The sequence below is a fragment of the Pseudomonas sp. MYb327 genome (assembly GCF_040438925.1).
Lineage (GTDB): Bacteria > Pseudomonadota > Gammaproteobacteria > Pseudomonadales > Pseudomonadaceae > Aquipseudomonas.
The window spans coordinates 2,814,982-2,828,340 of record NZ_CP159258.1 but is presented as its reverse complement, the minus strand read 5'-3'; the positions used below and the strand labels follow the sequence as shown (position 1 = coordinate 2,828,340).

11 protein-coding genes are annotated in these 13,359 nt (G+C 58.8%); 3 read left to right on the top strand and 8 right to left on the bottom strand.

Features of this window, described 5'->3' with window-relative positions:
- Positions 1–89 precede the first annotated feature (89 nt).
- Positions 90–2,348, bottom strand: a complete 2,259-nt coding sequence (katG, locus tag ABVN21_RS12640) for a catalase/peroxidase HPI (protein WP_339556394.1) — start codon at positions 2,346–2,348, stop codon at positions 90–92.
- A gap of 413 nt (positions 2,349–2,761) precedes the next feature.
- On the opposite strand from katG, the gene ABVN21_RS12635 reads away from it, so the two are divergent.
- On the top strand, positions 2,762–3,889 hold the full coding sequence (locus ABVN21_RS12635; RefSeq protein WP_339556393.1) for a diguanylate cyclase: 1,128 nt from the start codon (positions 2,762–2,764) through the stop codon (positions 3,887–3,889).
- Positions 3,890–3,916: 27 nt separating this feature from the next.
- On the opposite strand, the gene ABVN21_RS12630 is transcribed toward ABVN21_RS12635, so the two are convergent.
- The 3 genes from ABVN21_RS12630 to ABVN21_RS12620 form a co-directional block, all read right to left on the bottom strand.
- Positions 3,917–5,095, bottom strand: a complete 1,179-nt coding sequence (locus ABVN21_RS12630; protein WP_339556392.1) for a GGDEF domain-containing protein — start codon at positions 5,093–5,095, stop codon at positions 3,917–3,919.
- A 117-nt stretch (positions 5,096–5,212) separates the two neighbouring features.
- Positions 5,213–5,707, bottom strand: a complete 495-nt coding sequence (locus ABVN21_RS12625) for a PaaI family thioesterase (protein ID WP_339556391.1) — start codon at positions 5,705–5,707, stop codon at positions 5,213–5,215.
- A gap of 60 nt (positions 5,708–5,767) precedes the next feature.
- Entirely contained in the window at positions 5,768–8,581 is a 2,814-nt protein-coding gene (locus ABVN21_RS12620) for an amino acid adenylation domain-containing protein (protein ID WP_339556416.1), read from the bottom strand.
- 40 nt (positions 8,582–8,621) lie between these two features.
- Between ABVN21_RS12620 and ABVN21_RS12615 the strand changes: the two genes are divergently transcribed.
- Positions 8,622–8,762 (top strand): hypothetical protein, encoded by a 141-nt coding sequence (locus ABVN21_RS12615; RefSeq protein ID WP_339556390.1) that lies wholly within the window; start codon positions 8,622–8,624, stop codon positions 8,760–8,762.
- Positions 8,763–8,792: 30 nt separating this feature from the next.
- On the opposite strand, the gene phnE is transcribed toward ABVN21_RS12615, so the two are convergent.
- From phnE to ABVN21_RS12595, 4 genes are read right to left on the bottom strand one after another with little or no spacing between them, the layout of a single operon-like run.
- Positions 8,793–9,560 carry a phosphonate ABC transporter, permease protein PhnE gene (gene phnE / locus ABVN21_RS12610; protein ID WP_339556389.1) on the bottom strand — a complete coding sequence of 256 codons (768 nt, stop codon included), beginning with the start codon at positions 9,558–9,560 and terminating at the stop codon, positions 8,793–8,795.
- Positions 9,557–10,384 (bottom strand): ABC transporter permease subunit, encoded by an 828-nt coding sequence (locus ABVN21_RS12605; protein WP_339556388.1) that lies wholly within the window; start codon positions 10,382–10,384, stop codon positions 9,557–9,559. The genes phnE and ABVN21_RS12605 overlap by 4 nt, the downstream gene beginning before the upstream one ends.
- Positions 10,378–11,175, bottom strand: a complete 798-nt coding sequence (locus ABVN21_RS12600; RefSeq protein WP_339556387.1) for an ATP-binding cassette domain-containing protein — start codon at positions 11,173–11,175, stop codon at positions 10,378–10,380. Before ABVN21_RS12600 ends, ABVN21_RS12605 begins: the two co-directional genes overlap by 7 nt.
- Positions 11,172–12,023 carry a putative selenate ABC transporter substrate-binding protein gene (locus tag ABVN21_RS12595; RefSeq protein ID WP_339556386.1) on the bottom strand — a complete coding sequence of 284 codons (852 nt, stop codon included), beginning with the start codon at positions 12,021–12,023 and terminating at the stop codon, positions 11,172–11,174. The genes ABVN21_RS12600 and ABVN21_RS12595 overlap by 4 nt, the downstream gene beginning before the upstream one ends.
- Positions 12,024–12,329: 306 nt before the next feature.
- On the opposite strand from ABVN21_RS12595, the gene ABVN21_RS12590 reads away from it, so the two are divergent.
- A complete protein-coding gene (locus tag ABVN21_RS12590; RefSeq protein ID WP_339556385.1) occupies positions 12,330–13,277 on the top strand; it encodes a Ppx/GppA family phosphatase in 948 nt (315 codons plus the stop codon).
- Positions 13,278–13,359 lie beyond the last annotated feature (82 nt).

Below are 13,359 nucleotides of genomic sequence, written 5' to 3'. Positions count from 1 at the left end.
TCAATAAAAGTTATCCTCCCGGGATTTTACAAAATCGAAGCAACAGGGGCGGCATTGCGCCGCCCCTGGTCAATCACCACACCCGCGTTTCACTTCAAGTCAAAGCGATCCAGGTTCATCACCTTGGTCCATGCGGCCACGAAGTCCTTCACCAGCTTCTCTTGCCCGCCAGCGCTTGCGTAGACCTCGGCCAACGCCCTCAACTGTGCGTTAGAGCCGAAGACCAGATCGACGCGAGTCGCCTTCCACTTCGGCTGGCCGGTTTTGCGGTCACGACCCTCGAACTCTTCATTGGCTTCCGACACCGGTTTCCATTCCACGCCCATGTCCAGCAGATTAGTGAAGAAGTCGTTGGTCAACGCCTCTGGCCGGCTCGTGAAGACGCCGTGGGAGGTTTTGCCGACGTTGGTGTTGAGCACCCGCAAGCCGCCAATGAGCGCGGTCATTTCAGGTGCGGAGAGGGTCAAAAGCTGCGCTTTGTCGATCAGCAGTGACTCGGCAGGAACGCTGTATCGGCCCTTGAGGTAGTTGCGGAAGCCATCGGCAATGGGTTCGAGGAACCCGAAAGATTCGACGTCCGTTTGTTCCTGAGAAGCGTCCATCCGCCCCGGTGTGAAGGGCACCGTGATGGTTTGCCCGGCGTTTTTTGCTGCCTGCTCGACGCCGGCGCACCCGGCCAGCACGATCAGGTCAGCCAACGAAATTTTCTTGCCGCCGGTGCTGAACTCGTTCTGGATGCTCTCGAGTTTTGCCAGCACATTCGCCAGTTGCTCAGGCTGGTTGGCCTGCCAGGACTTTTGCGGCTCCAGGCGTAGCCGCCCACCGTTGGCGCCGCCGCGTTTGTCGGAGCCCCGGAAAGAAGCAGCTGCCGCCCATGCGGTGGAGACCAGCTCAGAGACTGACAGGCCCGAGGCCAGCAGTTTGCTCTTGAGCGCCGCGACATCGCTGTCGTTGACCAAGGCATGGTCGACCGCTGGAATCGGGTCTTGCCAGAGCAACACTTCGCTGGGGTTTTCCGGGCCGAGGTAACGCGAAAGTGGCCCCATGTCGCGGTGGATCAGCTTGTACCAGGCGCGGGCGAAAGCGTCGGCCAACTGGTCGGGATTTTCCAGGAAACGCCGGGAAATCGGTTCGTAAATCGGGTCGAAGCGCAGGGCCAGGTCAGTGGTGAGCATGGTGGGGTTGCGGCGTTTCGACGGGTCATGCGCATCCGGGATGATGCCGGCGCCGGCGCCGTTTTTTGGCGTCCACTGGTGGGCGCCCGCCGGGCTCTTCGTCAATTCCCACTCGAAGCCGAACACGTTCTCCAGGAAGTTATTGCTCCATTGGGTGGGCGTTGTGGTCCAGGTCACCTCCAGACCGCTGGTGATGGTGTCCGGTCCTTTGCCGGTGCCGAAGCTGTTTTTCCAGCCAAGACCCTGTAATTCCAGGCCGGCCGCCTCGGGCTCGGCCCCCACATTGTCGGCAGGCCCGGCGCCGTGGGTCTTGCCGAAGGCGTGACCGCCGGCAATCAGCGCCACGGTTTCCTCGTCGTTCATCGCCATGCGGCCGAAGGTTTCGCGGATGTCCTTCCCGGCAGCGACCGGGTCGGGGGTGCCTTCCGGGCCTTCCGGGTTCACATAAATCAGACCCATTTGCACGGCGGCGAGAGGGTTTTCCAGGTTGCGACCGTCTTCGGTGCGGCTGTCTTCATTCCTCCCGGGTTCAGCAACCAGTGGAACATCGCCAGGGGCTTGAGCGGGTCCGTTGTCATCTTTGCCGTAGCGTGAATCTCCGGCCAGCCATTTTTTTTCAGAGCCCCAATACACGTCTTCATCCGGTTCCCAGACGTCCGGGCGACCCCCGGAGAAACCAAAGGTCTTGAAGCCCATGGACTCCAGCGCGACGTTACCGGTGAGCACAATCAGGTCAGCCCAGGAAATGTTGTCGCCGTACTTTTGTTTGATTGGCCAGAGCAGCCGGCGCGCCTTGTCGAGGCTGACGTTGTCCGGCCAACTGTTGAGTGGTGCAAAGCGTTGTTGGCCGGTACCGGCGCCGCCGCGTCCGTCACCGGTGCGATACGTACCAGCGGCGTGCCAGGCCATGCGAACGAAGAGCGGTCCATAGTGGCCAAAGTCCGCTGGCCACCAGTCTTGCGACTGCGTCATCAGCGCGTTCAGGTCTCTTTTGACGGCGGCAAAGTCCAGCTTCTTGAACGCCTCTGCATAGTTGAAGCCTGCTTCCATGGGGTCGGAGAGGGACGAATGCTGGTGCAGGATTCTCAAGTTCAGTTGATTCGGCCACCAGTCGCGGTTCGTTGTGCCACCGCCGGCGGCGTGATTGAAGGGACATTTCGATTCGTTTGCCATGTGTGAGCTACCTTTGGTCGAGTTCATTCAGCCACCCGGCCCGGATTCGGGCACGGGAAGAGCGAGCGAAATCAATGACTCAGGCTGCTGGACCATTCTTTCGATCAGTTGATCGTGGTGGTCACGTGGGCATTGCTGACAGAGGCAAGCAAGTTGCCAATACGACGACCCACCTTATGCCTGGTCAGTTTTCTGACTCATTCTTATCTTCACATCAGGTCTGTGCCGGCCAGACTACGCCGACGCTAGATAAGGCTAGACCGCTATCGGGTAGTCAGCTAATAGCCGGAGTATTTGTTGTTGATAGGCACAGTCTCTTAGCACAGCTCCAGGGCGTACAACGGTTTTGTAGCCCAGCATGAGCAATGTGCCACAATGGTATTTCGGCACAGCATCATGATCAGGCGGCTCAAATGGATGGCCTTGGATTTCGGCGTGAGCAGGAAAGCTTTATCGCGCAGCAGGTACGCACTGATCGATTGCATCAGTTGTTTCGCCAATCAGTGACCGCGGTTTTCGGCGCCTTCCTGGCCTTGGCCATGCTGTGCTGGTTGTGCTGGGATCGTATTGATCACACCGTCGTGGCTTGGTGGGTCGCCTTGTTGACGGGGTCGACGTCGTTGCGCATTTTGATGTTTATCGCCTATTTCCGCAGTCCGGAAGGGGATCGCACACCGGTGCGCTGGGAACGTTTGTTTTGGGCCACCCTGGTCTTATCCGCCAGTATCTGGGGCGGTGGCGCGTTAGCCGTCATGCCGGCAAACGACGTTTTGGCTCAGGCGCTGGTCATGCTCTTCACCGTCGGGATGTCGGTCAGCGCAGTGTCCTGTTATTCGGCCTATCGCTACATGACAGTCGTGTCCATTGTTCTGGTTTTGTTCCCCAGCGCCATTTGGCTGTTGTTCCAGCCGACAGTTTTGCAATTTGGCATCGGCGCGGCGGTTCTGGTGTTCGCGTCATTTGTCTTCAGCGCGACACGCAAACTCTCCGATGCCTTGGAAACGGCCTTTCGTTTAACCCGTGAAATGGAAATGGCCCACAGTATTTCCACCCGTGCCGCCCAAACCGATGAACTCACCGGCCTGAAGAATCGCCGGGCGTTCTTCGAGCATGCCCAGCGCTTGTACAACCATTGCCAAAACTATCAGTTGCCGCTGTGTGCCGTGATGTTGGACATGGACCACTTCAAACACATCAACGATACCTACGGACATCAGGTCGGCGATCAGGTGCTGCGTCAAATGGGCGTGGTTATCTGCAAGTTCTTTCGCGAATCGGACGTTCACGGCCGACTGGGGGGAGAGGAGTTCGCTGTTTTGCTCCCGGAGACATCTCTTGAAGTGGCACAGAACCTCGCCGAAGAACTCATCCAGTCGATTTCGGGGCTGATGACCGGGCCTGTTCATTGCATAACAGCCAGCATCGGTGTGGCGTCAATGGAGACCAGCGACAAGGACCTGCACAGTTTGATGAGCAACGCCGACAAGGCGCTGTATCGAGCCAAGGCGCGTGGCCGCAATCAAGTCGCGGTGGCCGAGTAAGGCGTCCAGAAAGGCTGATCTTGTGACTTAATTCGCTCGTACAGGCTCACCGCGCGCCAAAGTCCGGTCGACCAGGCGGATGCTGTCGCGTCCGCCACGCTTGGATTCATAGAGCGCCGCATCGCCTTGCTCGATCAGTGCCGCCAGACTGGCTGGCGGATAGTCGAACAGGTTGGCGCCGATACTCAGGGTCACCGCTTCCGGCGTGGCAAATGCCTGCGCTGCCTCGTTGTGAAACCGCTCACGTAGCGCGCTGCCGAGCTCCACGATGCGCTCCCTCGATGCGTTGCTCAGAAGAATGACGAACTCGTCACCGCCCAGCCGGGCAGCCAGCGCGCCCTCGGGCAGTGTCGAACGAATCATCTCGCTCAGTGTGACCAGTAGCCGGTCGCCCGCCATGTGACCGTACAGATCGTTGACCAGTTTGAAGTTGTCGATATCGATCAGCAGCAGGGCACCCGGTCGAGTGCTGGAGACTTCAGTCAGCAGGCGTGGTGCGCGCACTTCGAGGGCGCGGCGGTTGTACAGGGTGGTCAACGGATCACGGGCGGCCAGCCGGGCCATCCGCTTTTCTCGACGATAGCGCTCGGTGCCGGTCATCGACAGCGCGATCAACATGATCGCCATCGCGCCCTCGACCAGGGAAATCTGAATGATTTCGCCACGCAAGGCTGCAAGATCGATCAGGGTGCCCGGAATGATCGCCGTCAACGCCTTGATGAAATAGAACAGCCCGTGGACCAGCAATACATAACGCAGCTGCACCGCGCCTACACTCAACGACCTGCCGTGGGGACGAAGAAGGAAGCTGGCTCTAAGCGTCACCAGAGCCACCAGCAGCGAATTGGCCAGCAACATGATCTTCGACCACGACGGTTCGTCTGGTAGTAACAGCAGCGCTGACCATACGACGAAAATCAGGTACCAGGCACGAGACAGGCGCACCTGCGTGAAGCGCGCGACGCCCAGCAGGAAAAACCAGTGGGCCAACACCAACAAGCCGTTGGCGAACCAGATGCCAACCAGAAATAGGCCGCTCATGCGCAGCAGGGCGAGTGTCGAACCCACGGTGATCGTTGCGAAACCTGTGCTCCAGAACAGCAGCGAGGTTTCACGAATGCTGGCCCACTCGATCGCCAGGTACAGCGCAGCGGCCGCTGCGAGGGCGATCGAGATTGTCAACATCGTCGGTGGGTCGAGCGCCATAGCCGTACTGCCTGCCTGATCTTGGGTAAAAAAAGGCGCGATTGTAAGCGGTTGCGCCGATTTTCGCAGGGGCTCGCTGCGCACATTCAGATGAGCAGCGGCTTGGAATAAATCAACTTATCGGCCATGAGCGGCGTCCGCCAGTTGCCCGGTGTCGACGCGAACGAAAATTGAGTCTCCAACGGCGGTGAGCACGTCCCCGGCAAACACCTCACAGATCACCCGACATTTGCGTCCCACTTCACCTTCGACTTTCGCGCGCAGGGTCAGGGGAATACCCATGGGTGTCGGTTTTATGAACTTGATGCCGAGGTTGCCCGTGACGCAATTGATACGGGGGAGGCTGCTGGCTTCGCGCTGTTCATTGCGGTAGTGGTAGGCCATCGCCGTCCAGTTTGAATGGCAGTCCACCAGCATCGCGATCAGTCCGCCATAAACCAGGTCTGGCCAGCCACAATACTTGGCCTCTGGCACGTGCTCGGCCATGACATGCACGCCGTCTTCATGCCAATAGCTCTTGATGTGCAGCCCGTGAGGATTACTGCTGCCGCAGCCGTAGCAAACGCCGTCGGGAGCGGCGGTATCTTGCAGCGACGTATCGATAGTGGACATACCTTGAACATCCTTAAAAATAATCCTGACCTGGTTGATCTTAACCTTCCTGCATAAAGGTCACGCAACTCGCTCAATCGTATCCGGACTGCGCTTTTTCCCACCTCTATTCCAGAGCAAGACGAGGATTCGAACGCCTTTGTTCCAGGCATAACCCACTGCAATACCACCGACGACGGCAATAACTACCGCGAGCACTGGCTGATCGTAGAGGTGGCGGGTCAGGGAATGGAACTGAAAATGCGTCAGGTAAATGTACAGCGTTGAGGAAGCGATCAAGGCGAGCCCTTTGGCAATGAGGCCCGGCACGGGGATGGAGCGGATCCAGATCAGCGCGAGCACGGCGGGCAAGGCGATATCAACATAAAAAACCATCTCCAGGCCTTGTGAGGCAAGTCCGGAGAGTGCCAGGTAGTCCTGGAAGGCAATGATCATCAGGGTCACCGCACTGGCGATCAATTTCTGCCTGGTTGAATGGGCAAAGTGAATCGCCATGCCGAGCACCATGGTTGCAAGATAGTGCTGTGGCACCCTGTTAAACAGCGCAATCGCATCAAACACATACGTGGCAATCATGAAATCCGCGACCGTCAATAAGCATGCTGCAACAACAAGGTTACGGAACGGGTTCGCCATTATGATGTTTCGAACGCGCTGAAATGAGAGCGCGAAGCCAATGATGAGGATCATTTGCAGCAGAACTTCAATGTACCAATAGGCAAAGTCACCGGTAATGCTCGAGGGAAACCAGTTTGAAACCAACAGCAATGGTTGCCAGTGAAACCTGTGGAATACAACTTGAAGCAAAACAGTGTAAAGAATGGTGGGCGCGGCAATGCTAATGACGGACTTGAGAAGCATCCGCGCGTTGCCACGTTCGTTTATGGCTTTAAGTTGGAATCTTGCCAGGCTGATGCCGGACACCATAAACAAAACCGTTGTCTCGCCTGCAATGGGCCAGATCGGAAAAAAATTAAAATGCCCGATAACGATGAGCATGATGGAGATGACGCGCAACAGGACGGGGAGCTCCATTTCCCGAACCGAGAACTTTGAAGTCTTCGCAGTGTTGGGCAGCTCGCAAAGTTCGCGTATGGGCGTTGTTTCCCATTGTTCCGGCAAGTGTCCGATCAGCTCTTCCAGAACCATCGAAGCCTGAACGAACGAGAGCGAATCCCCGCCCAGTTCGACGAACGATAAATTGGCATCGATATGCGTGACTTCGAGTATTTCAGACCACGCGGCCGTCAGTTTTAACGCGAGGGGTGATAGATCCTGGCCTGCATTGGCAAGCGCTGTATCCGGGTTGCCAACCATCGGAGGCAATGCGCGTTTATCAATTTTTCCATTCGGTGTCAGTGGAATGGCATCCAGAAACACGAACAACGCCGGCACCATGTATTCCGGAAGTTCATTGCCGACATGTTCACGCAATTCAGCGGCCGAGACTGGCGTTGTCGGCACGCAATAAGCCACCAGTCTTGTCATCGTATTGTCCTTGGCGGCCAGGACAACGCATTGTTTGATCCGGGAATGCCGTGATATCGCTCCTTCGATTTCGCTGAGCTCGATTCGATGACCGCGAATCTTGACCTGACTGTCGCCCCGACCCAGAAAACTGACGCTGCCATCCGCAAGGTAAGTGCCCAGATCGCCGGTTCTATAACAAATGTCGTTCTCGACATGGGTAAAGGGGTTTACGACAAATTTTTCCCGGGTCAGCGCCGGGTCACTCCAGTACCCCCGTGATAAATAGGGACTGCGTATCAGGATTTCACCGATTTGCCCTTCGCGAACCAACTGATTGGAGTCATCCACGATCAGCAGTTGCGCACTTTCAATCCCTTTGCCCAAGGGGATCCTGGTGTTATCGGCTTCAGGGTCGACCTGGTGATATGCCATGGCCTGCGGCGTTTCCGTCGTCCCGTAAAAATTCACGCTAATGGAGTTGGGCGCAACAGTGCGTATTTGTTGGTAAAGCGTGCTGCTTAACGCATCGCCGCCCCAGAAGAGATACCGCAGTTCGTTGAGTTTCAGTTTGTTGAGTTTTGTACCGATTTCAATGAGTTTCCCAAGTGGCGGAGTCAGGTGAATGATGGATATTCGATTGTGATGTATCCATGCCGCCAGCGCAGGCGGGTCTATGACGGTTGATTGCGCAGGAATAACCACTTTCGCGCCAATGGACAGAGGCGTGAAGACGTCTCGATAGACCGGGTCATGGCCCAGTCCGGATAGCAATGAAAAACAGTCATCTTTTGAGAGTGAGTGGCGCTGTGTATGCCACTCAATGAAATGCACCAAAGGCGCATGGGAGGTAACAATGCCCTTGGGTTCGCCGGTACTGCCCGAAGTGAAGGTGATATAGGCCGCTTTGCCAGGGTCGACTTCCGGCAAGTTATTTTGATCGGAGTTGAACTGTTGCAGTGCTTCGACGGGTAGTTCCGGGATTCTAACGACCTGCGCACTGGAGTTCTCTGTTGCTTGCAGTTCGAATTCGGCCTCCCCGCAAAGCAAAACAAAAGCAGGCTCAAGCAAATGGATGATTTGCCCGATGCGCGCTGGTGGATAGGCCATGTCGGCCACGGTAAAGGTCAATCCGGCACGCGACGCGCCGAGCATGGCGTAGACCAGCCCCGCACATCGATTCGAAACAATGACAATCCGGTCTGATTCGCTAGCGCCCTTTGCAATCAACCAGGCCGCAATGCCGTGGCTGATCTCTTCCAGCTGTCGATAGCTGCAGGTCGTGTCTTGGGAGATGACAGCAATGGCATCAGGCGATTGTCTCGCCTGCTGTAAGAAGGCCATGAATATCGGACGTTCGGCACAATATTCCAGATCAAGTGCCGGGTTGGGGCGGACATCCTGCATCTGCATCCGTACTCCGCATAGGCTCTGAGTGGTTAATGCCATGAATCGAAAACCTGATTGGAACAACACCCTTTTCATGGCGGATGAGGAACAAAATGCAGCGCCGTTTCGCGCAACGTTCTGGCGAAAAATTTATGCTATCGAAACGCTCGCTAAACCATTCCGGCTGCTTGAACGTTAGTGCACAGGAGACGCTGGCGCCAGCTCGCATTCACGCCTTCACCCAGCGTTGACGGCTCCAGCTGCTCAGCGAGTCGACGGCGAACACCAGCAGCAACATGGCCAGGATGACCGTGCTGGCTTGAGCTTCCTGGAACAGGCTGAGGCTGACATACAGCATCTGGCCCAACCCTCCGGCGCCGACGAAGCCCAGCACACTGGCCATGCGTATGTTGTTTTCCCAGCGGTACAGGATGTAGGCCAGCAGCTGCGGCAGCAGATTGGGCAAGGTGCCATAGCAGAAGGCCCATACGGTGTTGCCGCCTTGCAGACGGATGGCTTCGGCGGGTTCCGGCGGGGTGTTTTCCAGCGCTTCGGCGAACAGGCGGCCAAGCACGCCAGTGGTGTGCAGGGCCAGGGCCAAGGTGCCGGCATTGGGGCCGAGCCCGGCGGCAAGGACCATCAGCGCGGCCCATACCAATTCCGGCACCGCGCGCAGGGCATTGAGCACAAGGCGCGATGCGCTGCGCAATGGCCAGCCGAATCGCCCGGCGGCAGGCAATGCCAATAGCAGGCCGAACACCGCAGCGAGCAACGTACCCAGGGCCGACATGGCGATGGTTTCCAGGGCGCCGTGAGCGATGGCTTGCAAATGACCCGCGCTCAGATCCGGGCTGAGAAAACGCTGCGCATAGGCGCCCATCTGCTTGAGGTTGCCGCTGCCGCCCAGCTCGCCGAGGTCGACGCCCAAGTAGATGAACGAGACGACCACCGCCGCAACAATGCACAGCAGCAGTGCCAGGTTGATCAGGCGATTCATGTCAGCCTCCAGCGCAGCAGGCTGCTGAGTTGGTCGGCGAACAGCACCAGCACCAGGAAGGTCAGCAACAGGCTGGCGACTTCACCCCCGGCGAACATGCGCAGCGACAGGTCCATTTGCTGGCCCAACCCGCCAGCACCGACAAAGCCCATCACCACTGAAGCGCGAATCGCGCATTCCCAGCGGTACACCGTGTAAGACAGCAACTCGGCCGCGACATTGGGCAGAATCCCGTAGCAAAACGCCGCGAACCGGCCGCTGCCCGATTGCAGCAGCGCGTGTGCCGGACGCTGGTCGACCGATTCGAAAATTTCCGCGTAGACCTTGCCCAACATGCCGCTGTAGGTAATGGCAATGGCCAGAACCCCGGCGGTCGGGCCGAGGCCGACGGCGCGCACGAACAGCAAGGCCCAGACGATTTCCGGGACGCTGCGCAGGAAGATCAACAACCCGCGCACAGGCCAGCGCAGCAGTTGCCCCATAAAACCCGGATGACCGGCACGGGAAGCCGCTGACAGTGACAGCGCCCGACTGGCCAACAGACTGGCGGGAACGGCCAGCAGCAACGCCAGGGCCATGCCGGCCGTGGCGATGGCCAGGGTCTGCAAGGTGGCTTGCCACAACAGCTGAAGAAACTCCTCGTCATGGGCCGGTGGCCAGAACGCCGATACGAATCGGCCCATTTCGCTCTGACTGTCGCTCGCCACCAATACGCGCAGGTCCAGCTCGCTGTAGTGGATGCCAGGCCATAGCAAGAACAGGGCCAGCAGCGTAAGGAGCAGGCGGGGGCGAGCGTCCGGATCTCGGGTATCGCGCGTCAGCATCGGGGGATCTGCACGCTCAAGGGCGCGGTAGCGACCGGCGGGGATTGCAGTTGCTCGTTGGCGTAGAGCCTGTCGAGCAACTCACGGTCGACTTCACCGGCCGGAAGGTCGAACAGGATCTGTCCGTCACGCAAACCGATGATGCGTGAAAAGTGCGCCAGTGCCAGCTCCACCGCATGCAGGCTGGCGACCAGGGTGACGTTGTGCTGGCGGGCATGCCGGCAGAGTACGGACAGGGTGTGCTCGGCCAGTACCGGGTCCATGGCCGATACAGGCTCATCGGCCAGTAATACTTCAGGGGCTTGATACAGCACTCGGGCAATCCCCACCCGCTGAAGCTGACCGCCGGACAGCTGCTGGCACTGTGCGAACAGTTTGTCGCCCAGGTCCAGCCGGGCCAGCGCCGCGCGGGCGCCGGGAATATCCAGCGGATGCAGCAGGTTCAGCAGGCTTTTGCCCAAGCCCCATTGGCCGATTTTTCCAGCCAGCACCGCAGTCACGACGCGCTGGCGTGGCGGCAGCGGTGGCGCCTGATGGACTAATCCGATACGCGCCCGTAAACGCTGACGTTGCCGGGCAGAGAGCTGCCAGGCCTGCTCGCCGAGCACGTGTAATTCGCCGCCGCTCGGTCGCAGGGCGGTAGCGAGCAGGTTGAGCAGGCTCGATTTGCCCGCGCCGGACGGGCCAATGATGGCGACTTGTTCGCTGGCGCCAATGTGCAGGTCCACACCACGCAACGCCAGGACGCCGTTGGCGTGGGTGAGGTTGACCCCGGTCAAACACAACGTCATTTGAGCAGGTCGGCGGCGCGAGCGGCTTCCTCGATGCCCTTGTAGTTCTCGGGATTGGTTTCGATGAAGCGGCTGGCGGCCTGCAAGTCGAGAATTTGCTTGTCCGCCGGTTTCGCCGGATCGAGTGCCAAAAAGGCGTCCTTAATCTTGGCTGCCAGCGCCGGGTCGAGGGTCCCACGCACTGTCCAGTTGTAGTCGAAGTAGGCCGGGGTGGTGGCAAAAACCCTGACCTTGCTGGTGTCGACCTTGCCCGCGGCGACCAGTTTTTCCCACACACTGGCGTTCAGTACACCGGCGTCGACCTTGCCAGCCTGGACCCAGGCGACGGTGGCGTCATGGGCGCCTGAGTAACCGATGCGGCTGAAGTAGGTTTCCGGCTTGATGCCATCCTTGAGCATGAAGTAACGCGGCATGAGACTGCCCGACGTCGAGGACACCGAACCAAAGGCAAAGCTCTTGCCCTTGAGATCGGCCAGGGATTTGACGGCCGGGTCGGCGGTGATGAATTTGCTGGTGAACTGGGCATCCTGTTCACGCTGGACCAGCGGAATCGCATTGCCGGTTTTCAAGCGTGCCTGCACGAAGGTGAAGCCGCCGAGCCAGGCCATGTCGATGCGGTCGGTAGCCAATGCCTCGACCACCGCCGGATAGTCGCTCACGGGTACGAACTCGACTTTCATGCCCAGTTTCTGCTCCAGATAAGCGCCCAATGGCTTGAACTTGCGCAGCAGTTCGGTGGGGGCTTCATCGGGAATGGCGCTGACTTTCAGGGTGTCGGCGGCGTGGGTCAGCAACGTGCAGACAGACAGGGTCAAGCCGACGGCCAAAGCAAAGGTACGTTTGAGCATGGAGCGTCTCCGGTTCATTTAACGCAAGAATGCCGATGCGCCGGGTGCACGCGGGTGGCGGCAGGGCGCCTTCTGAGGGTAGACGAAACGGAGCGACTGGATGAGTTACAACACAATGGAGTTTGGCGTTGGCGTGACACTGAACAGGTGGTGAGGGAGCTTGCGCCCGTTTGGGCGCGAAGCGGCCACAAAAAAGGGCCGTGTCACATGGGTGTCATCGACTGCGTGGCAACATCTTCGCAAACCGTCTTGCGCGACCTGTGGAGCGCCCTCCGCGGGCAGATGAATTTGCCAGGAATCCCCATCATGAAAGGCGACGCCTCTCTCTTCGCGGCCATTGACCTGGGCTCCAATGCGTTTCGCATGATGATTGGCCAGTCGGTCAAGCGAAACCAGCGGATGATGATCCAGGAAGTGAAAACCCTGCGTGAGCCCGTGCGGTTGTCGGAGGGCTTTCAGGGTGGGGCACTGGACGAATTGGCGCTGGATCGAGGCTGGCAAGCGCTGGCGCGATTCGGCAAGAAACTGCGCGGCTTCGAGGCCGGTCGAGTGCGCGCGGTAGCGACCAGTGCCGTCCGCGAAGCCGACAATGCGCAACTGTTTCTCGCCAGCGCGGAGCGGCACCTGGGTTTTCGCATTGATGTCATCTCCGGGCACGAAGAAGCGCAACTGGTCTACGCCGGCGTTGCCCATACGATACGAGATGCCGAGAGCATGCGACTGGTCGTGGATATTGGCGGCGGATCCACCGAGCTGATTCTGGGCAGGGGCGCTCAGCCCCTCGTCACCGAGAGTATTGCCATCGGCAGCGGTACGTTTGGTTCGCAGTATTTTGCGGGCGGGCGAATCACCGCTCAGGCGCTGCTCGAAGCCGAGCGTGTTGCCACATTACAGTTCGAAAAGGTTGCACGCCGATATCGGGCGCTCGGGTGGCAGCAAGTCATAGGTTCGTCAGGTACTGCCCGGATGCTGGCGAAAGTGCTCAAAGCAAACGGGCTAAATGACTACGGCCAAAACGGTATCACCTACAGCGGTCTGTTGCGCCTGTCGTTGCGCCTGCTTGAAGTCGGGCATGTCAAACAACTCAAGTTGGCGGGCCTGCAAACCCATCGCATGAGTATCTTGCCCGGCGGCCTGGTGGTGATGTTGGCTGCGTTCAAGGTGTTCGGCGTCCTGCACATGACGCCTTCCGAGCCGGGGTTAAGGCTGGGTGTGCTTCATGGGCTGATGTCGGGGAATGCCGCCGCCCACTGAAAAGCAGGCGACGGCTTCGTCTTGAGGGGACCTCTGTAGGAGCCGGCTTGCTGGCGATGGCGGCGGGTCAGGCGCAACTATG

Coding starts and splice junctions, on each gene's coding strand:
- katG (WP_339556394.1), bottom strand. CDS start 2,348: ATGGCAAACGAATCGAAATGTCCCTTCAATCACGCCGCCGGCGGTGGC.
- ABVN21_RS12635 (WP_339556393.1), top strand. CDS start 2,762: ATGGATGGCCTTGGATTTCGGCGTGAGCAGGAAAGCTTTATCGCGCAG.
- ABVN21_RS12630 (WP_339556392.1), bottom strand. CDS start 5,095: ATGGCGCTCGACCCACCGACGATGTTGACAATCTCGATCGCCCTCGCA.
- ABVN21_RS12625 (WP_339556391.1), bottom strand. CDS start 5,707: ATGTCCACTATCGATACGTCGCTGCAAGATACCGCCGCTCCCGACGGC.
- ABVN21_RS12620 (WP_339556416.1), bottom strand. CDS start 8,581: ATGCAGGATGTCCGCCCCAACCCGGCACTTGATCTGGAATATTGTGCC.
- ABVN21_RS12615 (WP_339556390.1), top strand. CDS start 8,622: ATGAATCGAAAACCTGATTGGAACAACACCCTTTTCATGGCGGATGAG.
- phnE (WP_339556389.1), bottom strand. CDS start 9,560: ATGAATCGCCTGATCAACCTGGCACTGCTGCTGTGCATTGTTGCGGCG.
- ABVN21_RS12605 (WP_339556388.1), bottom strand. CDS start 10,384: ATGCTGACGCGCGATACCCGAGATCCGGACGCTCGCCCCCGCCTGCTC.
- ABVN21_RS12600 (WP_339556387.1), bottom strand. CDS start 11,175: ATGACGTTGTGTTTGACCGGGGTCAACCTCACCCACGCCAACGGCGTC.
- ABVN21_RS12595 (WP_339556386.1), bottom strand. CDS start 12,023: ATGCTCAAACGTACCTTTGCTTTGGCCGTCGGCTTGACCCTGTCTGTC.
- ABVN21_RS12590 (WP_339556385.1), top strand. CDS start 12,330: ATGAAAGGCGACGCCTCTCTCTTCGCGGCCATTGACCTGGGCTCCAAT.